Origin of the sequence: Arsenophonus nasoniae, assembly GCF_004768525.1 — a bacterium.
Classification (GTDB): domain Bacteria; phylum Pseudomonadota; class Gammaproteobacteria; order Enterobacterales; family Enterobacteriaceae; genus Arsenophonus; species Arsenophonus nasoniae.
The window spans coordinates 2,482,301-2,498,633 of sequence record NZ_CP038613.1 but is presented as its reverse complement, the minus strand read 5'-3'; the positions used below and the strand labels follow the sequence as shown (position 1 = coordinate 2,498,633).

Annotated in this window: 15 protein-coding genes and 1 pseudogene; 14 read left to right on the top strand and 2 right to left on the bottom strand. The window is 39.0% G+C overall.

Annotated elements, in window-relative coordinates:
- Positions 1-129 precede the first annotated feature (129 nt).
- A complete protein-coding gene (gene fabB, locus ArsFIN_RS12445; RefSeq protein ID WP_026822712.1) occupies positions 130-1,350 on the top strand; it encodes a beta-ketoacyl-ACP synthase I in 1,221 nt (406 codons plus the stop codon).
- An 87-nt stretch (positions 1,351-1,437) separates the two neighbouring features.
- Here fabB and ArsFIN_RS12440 read toward each other — a convergent pair whose 3' ends face one another.
- On the bottom strand, positions 1,438-2,355 hold the full coding sequence (locus ArsFIN_RS12440) for a DMT family transporter (protein ID WP_034249556.1): 918 nt from the start codon (positions 2,353-2,355) through the stop codon (positions 1,438-1,440).
- A 114-nt stretch (positions 2,356-2,469) separates the two neighbouring features.
- Between ArsFIN_RS12440 and ArsFIN_RS12435 the strand changes: the two genes are divergently transcribed.
- The 11 genes from ArsFIN_RS12435 (at position 2,470) to ArsFIN_RS12385 (ending at position 12,958) form a co-directional block, all read left to right on the top strand.
- Positions 2,470-3,267 carry an AraC family transcriptional regulator gene (locus ArsFIN_RS12435; RefSeq protein ID WP_026822711.1) on the top strand — a complete coding sequence of 266 codons (798 nt, stop codon included), beginning with the start codon at positions 2,470-2,472 and terminating at the stop codon, positions 3,265-3,267.
- A 98-nt stretch (positions 3,268-3,365) separates the two neighbouring features.
- Positions 3,366-4,496: a 4-phosphoerythronate dehydrogenase PdxB gene (gene pdxB / locus ArsFIN_RS12430; RefSeq protein WP_026822710.1), complete on the top strand. Its 1,131-nt coding sequence runs from the start codon at positions 3,366-3,368 to the stop codon at positions 4,494-4,496.
- Between the two features lie 31 nt (positions 4,497-4,527).
- A complete protein-coding gene (locus ArsFIN_RS12425) occupies positions 4,528-5,538 on the top strand; it encodes an aspartate-semialdehyde dehydrogenase (RefSeq protein ID WP_026822709.1) in 1,011 nt (336 codons plus the stop codon).
- On the top strand, positions 5,538-6,353 hold the full coding sequence (gene truA, locus ArsFIN_RS12420) for a tRNA pseudouridine(38-40) synthase TruA (protein WP_026822708.1): 816 nt from the start codon (positions 5,538-5,540) through the stop codon (positions 6,351-6,353). Before ArsFIN_RS12425 ends, truA begins: the two co-directional genes overlap by 1 nt.
- A 58-nt stretch (positions 6,354-6,411) precedes the next feature.
- Positions 6,412-7,089, top strand: coding sequence for a DedA family protein (locus tag ArsFIN_RS12415; RefSeq protein WP_026822707.1), 678 nt, complete (start codon positions 6,412-6,414; stop codon positions 7,087-7,089).
- Between the two features lie 113 nt (positions 7,090-7,202).
- Positions 7,203-8,156 carry an acetyl-CoA carboxylase, carboxyltransferase subunit beta gene (gene accD / locus ArsFIN_RS12410; RefSeq protein ID WP_026822706.1) on the top strand — a complete coding sequence of 318 codons (954 nt, stop codon included), beginning with the start codon at positions 7,203-7,205 and terminating at the stop codon, positions 8,154-8,156.
- Between the two features lie 4 nt (positions 8,157-8,160).
- Complete coding sequence (folC, locus tag ArsFIN_RS12405; protein WP_026822705.1) at positions 8,161-9,462, top strand: bifunctional tetrahydrofolate synthase/dihydrofolate synthase; 1,302 nt, start codon at positions 8,161-8,163, stop codon at positions 9,460-9,462.
- Positions 9,452-10,069 carry a cell division protein DedD gene (gene dedD, locus ArsFIN_RS12400; RefSeq protein WP_026822704.1) on the top strand — a complete coding sequence of 206 codons (618 nt, stop codon included), beginning with the start codon at positions 9,452-9,454 and terminating at the stop codon, positions 10,067-10,069. The genes folC and dedD overlap by 11 nt, the downstream gene beginning before the upstream one ends.
- Before the next feature lie 191 nt (positions 10,070-10,260).
- Positions 10,261-10,764, top strand: a complete 504-nt coding sequence (gene cvpA / locus ArsFIN_RS12395; protein WP_026822703.1) for a colicin V production protein — start codon at positions 10,261-10,263, stop codon at positions 10,762-10,764.
- A 14-nt stretch (positions 10,765-10,778) separates the two neighbouring features.
- Positions 10,779-12,290, top strand: a complete 1,512-nt coding sequence (gene purF, locus ArsFIN_RS12390; RefSeq protein WP_026822702.1) for an amidophosphoribosyltransferase — start codon at positions 10,779-10,781, stop codon at positions 12,288-12,290.
- A gap of 95 nt (positions 12,291-12,385) precedes the next feature.
- On the top strand, positions 12,386-12,958 hold the full coding sequence (locus ArsFIN_RS12385) for a UbiX family flavin prenyltransferase (RefSeq protein ID WP_026822701.1): 573 nt from the start codon (positions 12,386-12,388) through the stop codon (positions 12,956-12,958).
- Here the strand turns inward: ArsFIN_RS12385 and ArsFIN_RS12380 are convergent.
- Positions 12,951-13,871 (bottom strand): annotated as a pseudogene (locus ArsFIN_RS12380) (TIGR01777 family oxidoreductase). The gene ArsFIN_RS12385 and the pseudogene ArsFIN_RS12380 overlap by 8 nt on opposite strands.
- Before the next feature lie 871 nt (positions 13,872-14,742).
- Between ArsFIN_RS12380 and yfcD the strand changes: the two are divergent.
- Entirely contained in the window at positions 14,743-15,297 is a 555-nt protein-coding gene (gene yfcD / locus ArsFIN_RS12375) for an NUDIX hydrolase YfcD (protein WP_026822700.1), read from the top strand.
- 329 nt (positions 15,298-15,626) lie between these two features.
- Positions 15,627-16,259, top strand: a complete 633-nt coding sequence (locus tag ArsFIN_RS12370) for a hypothetical protein (RefSeq protein ID WP_026822699.1) — start codon at positions 15,627-15,629, stop codon at positions 16,257-16,259.
- Positions 16,260-16,333 lie beyond the last annotated feature (74 nt).

Below are 16,333 nucleotides of genomic sequence, written 5' to 3'. Positions count from 1 at the left end.
TAAAAATGAGAAAAGATAATTTTTTCTGTAATTTTTTACCTGATCGGACTTGTTCAGCTTACAAGTGTAAGCTAAAGTAACAGGCTAAACTCCCAGTAAATGAATTTCGACTATGAGGTAATACAATCAATGAAGCGTGCAGTCATCACTGGTCTGGGCATTGTCTCCAGCATAGGTAATAACCAGCAAGAGGTACTGGCTTCTCTGAAAACGGGTCGTTCTGGCATCAGGTTTTCAGAAGAATTTGAAAAAATGGGTTTACGCAGCCATGTCTGGGGTAATATTCAACTGACCGAAGAGTATATTAAACAAAAAATTGATCGTAAAATTCTTCGTTTTATGAGTGATTGTTCTATTTATGCTTACTTGTCGATGGAAGAGGCTATTTCGGACGCTAAATTGACGCAGGCGCAAATCTCAAATACTCGTACCGGTTTAGTGGTTGGCTCTGGTGGTGGATCACCACGTAATCAAGTGGCTGGCTCTGATGGTATGCGAGCAAAGGGATTACGCGGTGTTGGTCCTTATATGGTGACCAGAGCAATGGCTTCAGGTGTTTCCGCTTGTTTAGCTACGCCGTTTAAAATTAAGGGCGTTAATTATTCTATCAGCTCGGCTTGCTCAACTTCCGCCCATTGTATTGGCCATGCTGTTGAATTAATCCAATTAGGTAAACAGGATGTAATTTTCGCTGGAGGTGGTGAAGAATTAAGTTGGGAATTAACCTGTGAATTTGACGCAATGGGAGCATTATCGACTAAATATAATGCCACTCCAGAAAAAGCTTCACGCACCTATGACCAAGATCGGGATGGTTTTGTCATTGCTGGTGGCGGTGGTATCGTAGTGGTAGAAGAATTAGAGCATGCTCTGGCGCGTGGCGCACATATTTATGCTGAAATTGTCGGTTATGGCGCGACGTCAGATGGTTATGATATGGTTGCTCCTTCTGGAGAAGGTGCGGTGAGATGTATGAAAATGGCATTGGCAGATGTTAAACAGGTTGATTATATCAATACTCATGGCACTTCAACGCCAGTTGGCGATACCAAGGAATTAGAAGCAATTACTGAAGTGTTTGGTAGCAATACGCCAGCGATTTCAGCAACTAAAGCAATGACCGGTCATTCTCTAGGGGCGGCTGGGGTTCATGAAGCTATTTATAGTTTGTTAATGTTAGAGCACGGATTTATTGCCCCAAGCATTAATATTGATAATTTAGATGAAAAAGCGCAAGCAATGAATATTATTACCCAGCCCACTGAGCAGAAATTAAATACGGTAATGTCAAATAGTTTTGGGTTTGGTGGAACTAATGCTTCGTTGGTAATGAGCAAATATCATTCATAATTATTTTATCACGAAGAAATAATTACCTACTGATAATCAATCAGTAGGTTTTTTGTTATTTACAATATAACCAAGTGATTGAATAAGTTATTCTACTTTTTTATTAGCCTTAGAGCGGTGGTGATTAAAAAGTTGTGTTAATGGTGTGCGTAATTGCTGCGCTAAAATAACACCGAGTAACACAATGCCACCACCAATTAAATGGTAGCTGTGCATTTTTTCTTTTAAAAATAAAACCGCGATAATAGCCGTAAATACGGGTGCTAAATTCATAAATATTGAGGTTGTATTAGCGCCAAGACGAAACACACCTTGAATCCATAAATAGGGTGCAATCAGCGAGGCTGCAATACCGGCAAATAAGATCAAATTAATATTTGCTGCGGTAATTGCTACTGTTTTAGCCAGTAAAAAGTTAGGCAATAATAGCAACACGGCAAAACTAATCTGGATATAAAGTGATTGCCAATTCGGTAATGGGATCGCCCAGTGTTTGGTTAATACCCCATAGAGTGAATAAGAGAGAGCAGCGATAAACATCAGTAATTGCCCTCGATTAATTCCCTGGCTAAAAAATAGCATTGGCTCACCTTGACTGACAAGCCAGATAAGCCCCATTAAGGATAAGAGGCTACCTATCACAATACCAATAGTAGGAATAGTGCGTAGCACAAAAATGCTGAGTATCACCGTTAACAAAGGAATAACTGAATTTAATACCCCCATAAAGGTTGCACTAACTGTATGGGCAGCATAATAAGCCAAACTTTGGTAAAGAACCATGCCAAGGGCGCCTAATATAAACAGTTTCCAACCATATTGTCTTAGCACAGTGCGATTTTTAATTATCCCTTTGATCATAAAAGGGGTGAGTATTAAAAAGGCCAGTAACCATCGATAAAAGGAAATAGCCGCAGGATCAATAACATTTGCTGCGGCTTTACTTACCACTGCATTAATCGACCACAATAAAACCGCCAGCAGGGGGAAAAGAAAATTTTTCATTATTTAGTCATACTTATCTTCAGTTAACTATTTTTGCTATTTTAACATTGTCTGCTTTATTATATATATTTATAATCAGACAATTGATCCGCTCTTTCTGCCAACATTACTGGAATGAAGAAAATCAAATATATACATGAGCCAAATGTTGTTGAGCCAGAAACCATCGTTTTTCTTAATAATGAATGGTTAGGTGATACTGAGTGTAAATTACATCGCCATACCTTTGGCCAATTAATTTATGTGGTTAAAGGTGTTATTGAAATGCAAGTTGCTACCCAGCATTATATTGCACCTCCTGAATTCTGTATTTGGATCCCAAGCGGTGTTGAGCATGCCACTTACAATAAAAAAAGTGTTAAGTTTAATATTTTAGATATTTCTCACTCATTCAGTCATGTGCTGTGTAAAAAACCTTGTATTATTCGTCAAACGCCTATTTTTCATACTATATTATTAGATTTTTATGCGCGCGAGATAACCCAACCGCAGACGGTGGAAGATATTCGATTAGCCCATGTTTTGATTGATCAATTAAAACGTTCACCTATTCAAAAGACGTATTTACCCGCCAGTAAAGATAAATTTTTAGCCCCTATTTTAACGCAATTACAACAAAATCCGGCAGATAATACCGCTTTAGCGATATGGGCTAAGCGGGTTTATACCTCAGAACGTACCTTGTCACGTCGTTGTCAGCAGGAACTGGGAATGTCATTTAGTGAGTGGCGCCAGCGGTTACGTTTTTTACATGCCATAATGAAATTAGAGCAGGGTTACAGTGTCCAGCAGGTGGCTTTTGATGTAGGTTATAGTTCCGCATCCGCATTTATTACCATGTTTCAACAGATTTCAGGCACAACACCAGAGCGTTTTCGCCAAAAAAGTGACGGTGAGCAAACCAGTTGTTAGGATTTATATCATTAACATGGCAAAATAGCAGCTTGCTACCTGATCGAATAGTAAAAAGCGATCGGTTAATCTTGATAAATATAATTGGGCATAGATAAGTGAAAATATTGATTGATGAAAATATGCCTTACGCAACTCAATTGTTTGCAACATTGGGTGAAGTTAAGGCTGTTTCTGGGCGTTCAATCTCATCGTCACAGCTAGCAACAGCAGATGCTTTAATGGTGCGTTCTGTTACGCAAGTCAATGAAGCATTACTTAAACAGAGTAAGGTAAAATTTGTTGGTACTGCAACGGCCGGATTTGATCATGTTGATAAGCAATGGTTAGCGCAAGCTGGCATCGCTTTTTCTGCCGCACCGGGTTGTAATGCGACGGCGGTGGTAGAGTACGTTTTTTCAGCTTTGTTGTTACTGGCTGAACGTGATCGCTTTGATTTGCGAGAAAAGACAGTCGGTATTGTTGGGGTTGGTAATGTTGGCAGTCGTCTTAATGCGCGTTTAAAGGCCTGGGGCGTCAATACGTTACTTTGTGATCCGCCACGGGCGGCGGCTGCTGATAATAGCGAACAATTTTGGCCACTGGAAAAATTAGTTAGTCAGGCGGATATCTTAACTTTTCATACCCCTTTAAATAAATCTGGCTGCTATTCATCATATCATTTATTAAATGAAGAGTTGCTTGCTGCTATGCCAGCAGGACGTATTTTGCTAAATACTAGCCGTGGGGCTGTTATTGATAATCAGGCATTATTAAAAGCCTTAGAAAATGGTAAGAAAATCGACGTTATATTAGATGTTTGGGAACATGAGCCCTTTCTTTCCTTACCTTTGTTAGCCAAAACTCGCATTGGTACACCACATATTGCCGGCTATTCTCTGGAAGGTAAAGCGCGCGGTACTACCCAGATTTTTGCTGCATTTAGCCAGTTTTTAGGCCAAGTGGCGCAAATTGAGCTAGCAGATTTACTCCCTATTGCCGAGTTTAATGAAATTACCTTTCGCGGTGAATTAACCCAGGCAAATTTAAAACGTTTAGTGCATTTAGTTTATGATGTCCGTCGTGATGATGCATTATTAAGAAATGTTGCTCATCTCACTGGCCAGTTTGACCATTTACGCAAATATTATCCAGAACGCCGTGAATGGTCATCGCTAAAAGTGAGTTGTGATAATGTAGATGCCGCTAATACACTAAAAATGCTAGGCTTCGATAGTAAATTAATTTGATCAAATGCATAGAAGATTGGAGAAAACCAACATGACAGAAGGTTGGAGTATTGCATTATTAGGCGCAACAGGTGCGGTTGGTGAAGCCGTATTAAGTTTATTACAAGAGCGCCAGTTTCCAGTTGGTGAGTTATTTCTATTAGCCAGTGAAAATAGTGCCGGAGAAAGTATTCGTTTTAATGGCAAGCAGCACTCTGTCATAGATGCACAGTTATTTGATTGGGCACAGGCACAAATCGCTTTTTTTGTTGCCGGTAAAGAAGCGTCTGCTCGTTATGCAGAGCAAGCGGCACAAGAGGGCTGCATTGTCATTGATAGTAGTGGTTTATTTGCGCTGGAACCGGATATTCCATTAGTTGTACCTAATGTTAATCCCCATGTGCTGACTGATTATCGTAACCGTAATATTGTTGCCATTGCTGATAGTTATGTCAGTCAATTGTTAGTTGCCGTTAAACCGCTAATTAATGTTGCCGGTATTCATCATTTAATCTTAACTAATTTATGTTCAGTTTCTGTGCATGGCAAAAGTGCAGTGGATGAATTGGCCGGTCAAAGTGCCCGATTATTAAATGGCTTACCCGTTGATAATGAGCATTTTGCTAAACAGTTAGCATTTAATCTATTACCATTATTAAGTGATGTTGAAGGTTCGGTGCCGCAAGAGCGCTGTTTAGTTGATCAAGCGCGGAAAATTTTACAGAATGATGGATTATCGATAGTTGTCAGTTGCTTACAAGCGCCGGTTTTTTATGGTAATGCACAAGTGGTTCATGTGGAAACATTACGTCCAATAACCGTACAAGAAGCCTGGCAAGAAATTGCTCAATTTGATGATATTCAGCTGGTTGGCGAAGATGATTTTCCAACTCAGGTAACCGATGCTTCCGGTAGTGATCAATTAAGTATCGGTTGTATGCGTAATGATTATGGCGCACCTGAGATATTACAGTTTTGGTCGGTTGCCGATAATACCCGATTTGGTGGTGCTCGAATGTTACTAGAAACTGCGGAGCGATTAGTGCAGGAGCAATATTATTAATGTTGGAAAAGCAATCTCCTTTACCAATGTTTAAAATTGCGTTAGGCATTGAGTATGATGGTAGCCATTATTATGGTTGGCAGCGTCAACAACAGGTAAAAAGTATTCAAGCTTGTGTGGAGTCTGCGCTAACTAAAGTCGCGCATGAATCTATTCAAGTCTGTTGCGCTGGACGCACGGATGCAGGTGTCCATGCTACAGGCCAAGTGATCCATTTTGAAACGTCTGTGATACGTAAAGATTCAGCCTGGACGATGGGCGTTAATAGCCATTTACCCGCTGACATCGCCGTACGTTGGAGTAAAGACGTTGAGCCGGATTTTCATGCTCGTTTTAGTGCCACTGCGCGTCGATATCGTTATATTATTTTCAATCATCGATACCGACCAGCAATATTAGCCGCAGGCGTTACCCACTATCATGCACCTTTAGATGCTGAAAAAATGCATATTGCAGCGCAAGCATTGGTTGGCGAGCAGGATTTTACTTCATTTAGAGCTATTCAGTGTCAATCTAAATCGCCTTGGCGTAATATAAAGCATGTTCATGTCAACCGTTATGGTGACTATATTGTGGTTGATATCAAAGCTAATGCCTTTGTTCATCATATGGTTCGCAATATTGTTGGTAGTTTGCTGGCGATAGGGTGTGGTGTTCAGGATATTAACTGGATTGCCGAGCTTTTAGCATTGAAAGATAGAACCAAAGCGGCGGCAACTGCAAAAGCAGAAGGGCTTTATTTAGTTGCTGTCGATTATCCGTCAAAATATAAATTACCTAAAACGACCGTAGGACCGCTTTTTTTGCCAGAATAATGAATTTAATTTTGCGTTTATATAGGCAGTGTTAAAGTTGCCAACTATTGGATTTTTTATGGAACTTTTTACTTTTATTATTGATTTTATTATACACATCGATCTTCATTTAGCTGAGTTAGTGGCTAAGTATGGCATTTGGCTATATGCCATTTTATTTTTGATAGTATTTTGTGAAACTGGACTCATTGTTACGCTTTTTTTACCAGGTGACTCGTTATTATTTGTTGCTGGTGCATTGACGGCACTGGAGAGTAATGATTTAAACGTTCATTTAATGGTAATATTAATAATTATTGCTGCGATTATTGGTGATGCTGTTAATTATACTATTGGCCGCTTATTCGGCGAACGTCTATTTCGTAATCCCAATTCAAAAATTTTTCGCCGGATTTATTTAGAAAAAACGCACCAATTTTATGAAAAACATGGCGGTAAAGCGATTATTTTAGCTAGATTTATACCTATTATTAGAACGTTTGCTCCATTTGTCGCAGGGATGGGAAAAATGTCCTATCGGCATTTTGCTTTTTATAATGTGGCAGGGGCTTTATTATGGGTTCTATTATTTACTTATGCGGGTTACTTTTTTGGTGATTTGCCAATTGTTCAGCAGAATTTAAAATTATTAATTGTGGCAATTATTTTAATTTCTATTCTGCCGGCTATTATTGAGATTTGGTGCTATCGTCGAGCATCAATTAAAGAAAAACAGGTTGTTAAACCAAAAAAATAGATAGTCATTAGCAGGTTTGATCAGTTTTTTATCCACTATGCTTTGGCATTGTGGTTTAATGATTAACATAATAATGAGACTGATAATGTAATTTCAGACAGAAAGGTCTATTAATGAGCTGGATTGAAAAGATTCTTAATAAAAGCAATATTACCCAGACTCGCAAAGCGAGTATTCCTGAAGGGGTTTGGACAAAATGTGATAGCTGCGGTCAAGTGCTCTATCGTGCTGAATTAGAAAGTAATTTAGCCGTATGTCCAAAATGTGATCATCATATGCGTATTTCGGCTCGCCAACGTCTGGCTTCTTTTCTTGATGAAGCAACCACGGCAGAATTAGGTAGTGAATTAGAACCGAAAGATATTTTGAAATTTCGTGATTCAAAGAAATACAAAGATCGCATATCAGCGGCGCAAAAAGCGACACATGAAAAAGATGCTTTAATTGTGATGAAAGGCACTCTTAAAGGTATGCCAGTTATTGCGGCAGCTTTTGAATTTGCTTTTATGGGTGGCTCAATGGCTTCGGTTGTTGGTGCACGTTTTGTACGTGCGGTTGAGCAAGCACTGGAAGATAATTGTCCATTAGTCTGTTTTTCTGCCAGTGGTGGTGCTCGTATGCAAGAAGCATTAATGTCGTTGATGCAAATGGCAAAGACCAGTGCAGCACTGGCGAAGATGCAGGAGCGAGGGCTTCCCTATATTTCAGTACTTACCGATCCAACCATGGGCGGAGTATCAGCAAGCTTAGCCATGTTAGGGGATATTAATGTTGCTGAGCCGAAAGCGCTAATTGGCTTTGCCGGCCCACGGGTTATTGAGCAAACCGTACGTGAAAAATTGCCAGCAGGTTTCCAACGCAGTGAATTCCTGATTGAAAAGGGCGCGATTGATATGATTGTCAGACGGCCTGAAATGCGGGATAAATTAGCTGAAATACTGGCTATGTTAACTCATCAAACCGTTCAAGACGCAAGCCAAATGGATGTAATTACCTTAGTTGACGATGATCTGGAGCCACCCTATCGTGAGAAACCCGAAATTGACAACAAATCCGATCAAAAATGACAATATATCTGATCCTTTGATGATACCAGAGGCGACCTCTTCTTTAGCTAGCTGGTTAACTTATTTAACCAATCAGCATAATAAAATTATCGATATGGGGCTGGATCGGGTTGGTATTGTTGCTCGTCAACTGGATCTTTTACAACCGGCACCGAAAGTGGTTACGGTTGCAGGAACAAATGGTAAAGGAACTACCTGCCATACACTGGAAACTATTTTAATTGAAGCCGGATTAAAAGTCGGCGTTTATAGCTCTCCACACCTGCTGGATTATACTGAGCGTGTTAGGATCCAAGGTAAAACATTGCCTGAAGAGGAATTTTGCCGCGTTTTTGCTGCTATTGAATCTAAACGCGGCACAACAACCTTGACCTACTTTGAATATGGTACCTTAGCAGCTTTGCAATTATTTAAACAGGCTAAACTTGATGTAGTTATTTTAGAAGTCGGTTTAGGTGGACGATTAGATGCCACCAATATTGTGGATGCGAATATTGCAGCGATCACCAGCATTGCATTGGATCACATTGATTGGCTTGGTAATGATCGGGAACAGATTGGTTATCAAAAGGCCGGTATTTTTCGTTCAGGACGCTATGCGGTTGTGGGTGAACCCGATATGCCAAAGTCGATTAATGAGGTAGCTCAAGCATTGGGCGCAAAGTTATTTCGTTGTGGGGTAGATTGGCAATTTGAACCACAAAATGATCATTGGCATTGGCAATCCCATGAGCATGATTTTAAGCAGTTACCTTTGCCAAATGTCCCATTGGCTAATGCTGCAACAGCATTGGCAATTATTGATTGTTTAATCAAAGAGGGTGATGCCATTAGTCGGGCCATATCTTTGCAAGCGATTCAGCAGGGATTAATCAAGGCCAAATTACCCGGACGCTTTCAAATTATCTGTCAGCAACCATGTGTAATTTTAGATGTTGCGCATAACCCCCATGCAGCGGCTTATTTAGCCGATAGACTCTCTTGCTTGCCTAGGCAGAAAAATACTAAAGTTTATGCAGTTGTCGGTATGTTAGCCGATAAAGATATAAAAAGTACTTTATCTTATCTGGCTCCCCAGGTTGATAAATGGTATCTCGCTTCATTAAGTGAAATACGTGGCGCTGATGCTGCACAATTAGCACAATATGTTGATTCACCTTACCAATTTGATACGGTTAAAGATGCCTGGTTGCAAGCAATGAATGAAGCTAATGAACAGGATATAGTCGTGGTTTGTGGCTCATTTCATACTGTCGCTGAAGTGATGGAACTGCAGATAAAAGAGGAAAGCTTAAGTGGCCAGTAAGTTTCAAAACCGTTTAGTGGGAACGATTGTTATTGTTGCCATTGGGGTTATTGTATTACCGGTATTATTGGATGGGAACAAGAAATACAATGAAACTGAATTTGCAGCGATCCCTTTGGTGCCTAAAAGCAGCGATGAATATGAAATTGAACCTATTGCGCCAATTAATCCAAAACCACTAGTGACACCCTCAGAGAGCGCTGCACAAGCAATGATTTCTGAAGCTATTTCTGATTCAAAAGCCAAATTAGCAGATAGTCAGTCCACTCAACAGCAAGCAAAGTCAAAACCGGTAGCTAAAGTTGAAAAACCAGCGTTAGAGCCAGAACAAAGTACTAAGTCGAATGAGAAAAGCAAAGCACCACAGGGACGGGCTTATGTCATTCAGTTGGGCGTACTAAAAAATGCAGCAAAAGTGGAAGAGATTATTGCTAGATTACGTTTATCTGGCTATCAGGTCTACACTGAGCCATCATTACCCGTTAATGGTCAATTGACACGAATTTTTATTGGCCCAAATGCGTCGAAAGAAAAATTGCAGTCCAGTTTGTCGGAATTGAAAGATTTAACCGGCTTACAAGGTCAAATACGCAGTTATAAGCCTTAAAATGGGTATGTACTAATAGACAAAACATATTGATACTAATCGATTATATTAATTACTTACGCGGCGATCATGATTTATCTTTTCGCCGCAAATTTTTGCCGCTGTTCAGCAAAATATCTAACGCAAACGTTTTTGTTTTCTGCTAAAATGCGTTCGACCATGCTGAATGTTTAATTTCTTGGATTAAAATTATGGTTTGGATTGATTACGCTATTATTGCCATTATTGGTTTTTCTGCCTTGGTTAGTTTAATTCGTGGTTTTGTACGAGAAGCTTTATCATTGATTACCTGGGGTTGTGCTTTTTTTGTTGCTAGCCAATTTTATCCTTATCTGGCAACTTATTTGACTCGTTTCGACGACCCGCTGATCAAAGATGGTATTGCCATTGCGATCTTATTTATTGCAACGTTAATTGTAGGTGCTGTAGTCAATTATGTAATTAGTTCGTTAGTTGAGAAAACAGGATTATCAGGCACTGATCGGGTGTTAGGCGTCTGTTTTGGTGTATTGCGCGGTATATTAATTGTGTCGGCAATCTTGTTTTTCCTGGATACTTTTACACCCTTGCCAAAAAGTGAAGATTGGCAACGTTCTGAATTGATACCCCAATTTAGTCATATTATTAGATGGTTTTTTGATTATTTAAAAAATGCGTCAAGTTTTTTACCGGAAAATATCACTCCGCTTGGCTGATGAGGAAAAAGTTGATGTGCGGTATTGTCGGTATTGCTGGTTTCACACCAGTTAACCAATCAATTTATGATGCGCTAACAGTGCTTCAACATCGTGGGCAAGATGCTGCAGGTATTGCGACAATTGATGAAAATAAACAATTTCGTCTACGTAAGTCGAATGGCTTAGTAAAAGATGTGTTTGCCGCCCGCCATATGCTGCGCTTGCGGGGCAAAATGGGGATTGGCCATGTGCGTTACCCAACCGCAGGTAGTTGTAGCGCTTCCGAAGCGCAACCTTTTTATGTTAATTCACCTTTTGGCATTACATTGACCCATAATGGTAATTTGACTAATGCGCATGAATTAAGAAAAACGCTATTTGAAACGGCTCGTCGTCATGTAAATACTTCTTCTGATTCAGAAATTTTGCTCAATGTCTTGGCTCACGAACTCGATCAATTTGCTCATTTTCCGCTGAGTGCGGAAGATATTTTTAGCGCAATTGCGGCAATGCATAACAAAGTTCGTGGTGCTTATGCTTGTGTCGCAATGATTATTGGGCATGGTTTAGTGGCGTTTCGTGACCCGTTTGGTATTCGCCCTTTAGTGCTTGGCAAGCGCACATTGGAGGATGGCCAAAATGAGTATATGGTTGCTTCGGAAAGTGTCGCTTTAGATACCCTTGGTTTTGAATTTTTGCGTGATGTGGCACCAGGGGAAGCAATTTATATTACTGAACAGGGGCAACTTTTTTCCCGTCAATGTGCAGAAAATCCACAGCTAACCCCTTGTCTGTTTGAGTTTGTTTATTTAGCTAGACCCGATTCTTTTATTGATAAAATATCGGTTAATAAAGCTCGTTTGCGGATGGGGCAAAAGTTGGGCGCCAAAATTGCCCGCCAGTGGCAGGATTTGGATATTGATGTTGTGATCCCGATCCCTGAAACTTCTTGTGATAGTGCACTAGAAATTGCTTATATTTTGGGTAAACCTTATCGCCAAGGCTTTGTTAAAAACCGTTATGTAGGGCGCACTTTTATCATGCCGGGACAGCAAGAAAGACGTAAGTCGGTACGTCGTAAGCTCAATGTTAATCGGGCCGAATTCCGCGATAAAAATGTTTTATTAGTCGATGATTCTATTGTGCGCGGAACAACTTCTGAGCAGATTGTTGAGTTAGCACGTGAAGCAGGCGCAAAAAAGGTCTATTTTGCTTCGGCATCACCAGAAGTTCGTTTTCCCAATGTTTATGGTATTGATATGCTGTCAGCTAATGAGTTGATTGCTCATGGCCGTGAAGTCGATGAAATTTGTCAACTTATTGGTGCGGATGATTTAATTTTCCAGGATCTTTCTGATTTAATTGCTGCTGTTAGAGAGGAAAATCCAGATATTACTGCTTTTGAAAGTTCGGTCTTTAATGGTATTTATGTTACTAAAGATATTGATCAAGCTTATCTGGATTATCTGGAAAATCTCCGTAAGGATGATCAGTTAAAAGAACATAATGAAATTGAAAATTTAGAAATTTACAACGAAGGCTAATTTGTTGTTATATTTTGAATTAAGTTAGACTTCATCGGATATCGTTAAGTTTACAATCCTGAAGTCTATTTTATCGTTATTATTGAGCAAAAATGATGCAGAGAATAATTATCGGACTAACAGGTGCCAGTGGTGCGATTTACGGTATTCGCTTACTCGAGGTTTTACGTTCTGTTGCTGATATTGAAACCCATTTAATTGTTAGCTCGGCCGCCAAGCAGACATTAGCAATCGAAACCACTTATAGTCTACGTGATGTTCAAGCAATGGCTGATGTTGTTTATGATAATAGGGATATTGCTGCAGCCATTTCTTCTGGCTCATTTATTACCTCCGGTATGATTATTATGCCGTGTTCAATAAAAACCTTATCTGGCATTGCTAATAGTTACAACGATACGTTAATTGCGCGTGCGGCTGATGTGATTTTGAAAGAGAAGCGTAAATTAATATTAGGTGTCAGAGAAACACCTTTACACTTAGGCCATTTGAGATTAATGATGAATGTTATAGAGATTGGTGCGATAATTTTTCCACCGATGCCAGCTTTTTATCATCAGCCAGAAACAATACAGGATATTGTCGATCAAACTGTCAATCGCGTATTAGATCAATATGGTATCACATTACCCCAAACGTTGTTTACTCGTTGGCAGAATGCTAAGTAATTGTTTCTTCTGATGAAGTTAGCAGTAATGATTCTAACGCTTTTTTTAAGTCAACATAGTGAAATTTAAATCCAGCTTCTTCAAGCCGCTTTGGTATAGCTTGCTGTCCACTTAACATTAATGCGGCGGATTCTCCCATAATCGATTTAATAACAAATTCTGGCGTTCTAATCAGTGCTGGGCGATTAAGAACCTCAGCCAGGATGGCACTAAACTGGTCATTATGAACGGGATAAGGAGAAGTAATATTAAACGTGCCAGATAATGCAGGCGTCTCCAGTAGATAAATAATAGCATTGACCACATCATCAATATGAATCTAGGGAATATACTGTTTTCCTTTGCCTATTGGCCCGCCTAATCCGGCTTTAAATATCGGTAACAATTTCCTTAGCACCCCGCCTTCTTTTGCCAGCACGACTCCGGTTCGTAGCAAACAAACGCGAGTTTTGTCACTTTCGGCTTGTAATGCCAAGGATTCCCATTTTTTGCATAATTGGTTAGTGAATTCGGCATGGGGCATATCTGATTCAGTGACAACGGTTTGTCCCTGATCACCATAATAGCCAACTGCTGAGCCAGATATAAAAGTTTTTGCTGGTTTTTTGCTAGCCTTAATCAGTTGGCTTAAGCGTTCGGTCATTTTCCAGCGGCTTTCACATAGAATTATTTTTTGTTCTTTAGTCCAAGGTTTATTTGCAATTGGTTCACCGGCAAGGTTAATAATGGCATCAAAGCCATCGAGATTATCAATCTCGTTTAAGTTTGTCAGACAATCAACATGACGACCAAATAGGGTGTAAACTTTTTGACATGATCGGCTCAAGACGGTGATAGTGTGTGAATGTATCACAAGCTGTTGCACCAGCCGTGAGCCAATTAAACCTGTACTGCCAGTAATAAAAATCCGCATTATCACTCCGTGGTTTTCATTTACGCTATAAGTAACTATAGCATTGATATTTAAAGAAACAGCAGATAATTAGACGGTGATTATAATCAATAAACTGGCTAGAAAGATGGTAGCTAATTTATTGGTTAATAAAACTTCGCCAAATTAGGTTAATTGATATTATTGGCATTGCTAATATTGATTTTTAGTTAGTTTATTATTTAATTAAAACAAAAACAAATTAAATAATGAGTTATATAATGATTTTTTATTCATATGGCTGATGAGATTATTAAAACCATGCTAAAAATCATATTAGTTAAGTTTATTTATTTTAATTTTCATGAAAAGAGAATTATATTCATCAATAAATTCACTATGAAAAAATATGTTATTTTATAGATAGTTAATGTGTAAAATGAAATTAAATGGGTAATACCGATTTAATAATAGTCATATTTTTATTCATTACTATTGTTGTTGGTTGTTATTTATAAAAAATCAGAGTATAGATAAAAATAATTAATATTGAAATGGTTAATATATTCCAGTTATTTTCTAGCTTTTTATTTAGCGGCTAAAATGAGTCTATCTGGTTTTTATATTTTACTAAATTAGCGCTTATTATCATTTTATTAGAGGTTATAAAAATTAATCGTTGTGATTATATGCCTAAGTGGGTTGTTTATTTCATTTATCAACGACCATTAGCGTAAACGCTTTTGTATCTGCTAATAACAGACTATGATTATTTAAGCGGTAGTTAAAAATGTGGTGCGAAAAATGCGCAGATGGCTATTTAAGTTTGAGACTTGGTTTGCATCAAAATGTTGCTGAGTTTAGACTCAAGTAAATAGATTGATGACCACTTAATAGTGAGAAAGGTTTTAAGATGGGACAAGTAATAAGCGAAGTAGTTGATGCAGAATGGATTGATATTGTTGACGACAAAAATAAAGTCATTGCCCAGGCGACACGTCAGCAGATGAGAGCAGAGAATTTGCGTCATCGAGCGGCCTATATTATTGTGCATGATGGTATGGGCAAAATTTTGGTTCAACGTCGTACCAAGACGAAAGATATTTATCCTGGCTTACTAGACGCAACTGCGGGTGGAGTGGTAACCCGTGGTGAAGGTATGTTAGCTGCTGCAAGGCGAGAAGCAGAAGAAGAGTTGGGAATTGCCGACGTACCTTTTGCTGAGCATGGACTTTTTTATTATGAAACCCCTAAGTGTCGGGTATGGGGCGGCTTGTTTAGCTGTGTTAGTCATGGCCCTTTTGCTTTACAGGAAGCCGAAGTGGAATCGGTTTTTTGGTTGACGCCAGAAGAGATTAATACCCGTAATCATGAATTTACGCCCGATTCGCTAAAAGCCGTTTCACTTTGGTTAGCTCGCAATAATAATGAGTTGCAAAAGACTAAGTTGTGCCAGAAGGTTGATTAGCCATCAGCTAGCACTTATAAATCATGGTATAGCACCCTAGCGTTAAGCGTTACTCAGCCATAATTTATCAATTTTTATTAGTGATATTATAAGATTATATGGCAAGAAATTTTATGCTGTCCTTTCTACATACCAATAAAACTTGACGCTATAGTGGCTGTATCGGATATGCCACTCAGACACGTATTCTGATCCTAGGCGTCAAATTTTTGCATTCTTTTTTCAGTTATATTCGGATTATATTTTAGTTACGAGCTGTTTATATTTTGTTCATATTGATGATAGTATTGTCATACTGATAGTATGGTAAACAACAAGGATGTTGTCCTATGAAAGATAAAACAACGGCTATAATGATGTTGGCTGCTACAGTGATTACCGCTACTGCGCAAGCCAGTGAAATAAATATGTGGCGCGAACCAGCACCGATTGTCAAAGAAGGCAAATTTTTTTCTGTCATTCAAGACCGAGGAACTTTGCAAAAGGCGGTTAAAAGTAGTAATAACGAATTTCTTTTTTCAGAAAAAGGAGCAGGTGTTAAGCCGCTGGTACTCATTGGCTCACCGGTGGAGATTTTTGAATATCTCAAAAAAAATGAAACCTGTGGCATCGAAAACCATCTACAGGAAATCCCTGAAATATACATGGGTATCACAAGGTACATACCGCGCAAACGTTTTAGTGGACTTTTCCCGTTACAGGATTTTTTAGTTCAAACCCTTGCTCAGTTGCTTAAATTTGTACCAGTCGGGACAGTGATTACCGATGCAGCGGGTATTCCTGCGGATCTTAAAGAACTTTATAGCATTACAAATTCGCTTAAAAGTACAGAAAAATCCGCTGGTGATATACTCTACGTAAAATTTAGTTATCTTCCAGAAGATGGAATGCAAAAAATTGGTAGCCGTTCGGTTAGTTTTGGTCGTGTATTACATTTGATGCAGAATAAAAATTACCGCTAGAGTCTGTCAAAGTTGTGAAAATGGTGTTTATGGTTAGCAAAATGAAAATCCGTTTTTAGCTATTTTGACCTTAA

Coding starts and splice junctions, on each gene's coding strand:
- purF (WP_026822702.1), top strand. CDS start 10,779: ATGTGCGGTATTGTCGGTATTGCTGGTTTCACACCAGTTAACCAATCA.
- ArsFIN_RS12440 (WP_034249556.1), bottom strand. CDS start 2,355: ATGAAAAATTTTCTTTTCCCCCTGCTGGCGGTTTTATTGTGGTCGATT.
- truA (WP_026822708.1), top strand. CDS start 5,538: ATGTTGGAAAAGCAATCTCCTTTACCAATGTTTAAAATTGCGTTAGGC.
- ArsFIN_RS12415 (WP_026822707.1), top strand. CDS start 6,412: ATGGAACTTTTTACTTTTATTATTGATTTTATTATACACATCGATCTT.
- ArsFIN_RS12370 (WP_026822699.1), top strand. CDS start 15,627: ATGAAAGATAAAACAACGGCTATAATGATGTTGGCTGCTACAGTGATT.
- accD (WP_026822706.1), top strand. CDS start 7,203: ATGAGCTGGATTGAAAAGATTCTTAATAAAAGCAATATTACCCAGACT.
- yfcD (WP_026822700.1), top strand. CDS start 14,743: ATGGGACAAGTAATAAGCGAAGTAGTTGATGCAGAATGGATTGATATT.
- cvpA (WP_026822703.1), top strand. CDS start 10,261: ATGGTTTGGATTGATTACGCTATTATTGCCATTATTGGTTTTTCTGCC.
- fabB (WP_026822712.1), top strand. CDS start 130: ATGAAGCGTGCAGTCATCACTGGTCTGGGCATTGTCTCCAGCATAGGT.
- ArsFIN_RS12435 (WP_026822711.1), top strand. CDS start 2,470: ATGAAGAAAATCAAATATATACATGAGCCAAATGTTGTTGAGCCAGAA.
- ArsFIN_RS12425 (WP_026822709.1), top strand. CDS start 4,528: ATGACAGAAGGTTGGAGTATTGCATTATTAGGCGCAACAGGTGCGGTT.
- ArsFIN_RS12385 (WP_026822701.1), top strand. CDS start 12,386: ATGCAGAGAATAATTATCGGACTAACAGGTGCCAGTGGTGCGATTTAC.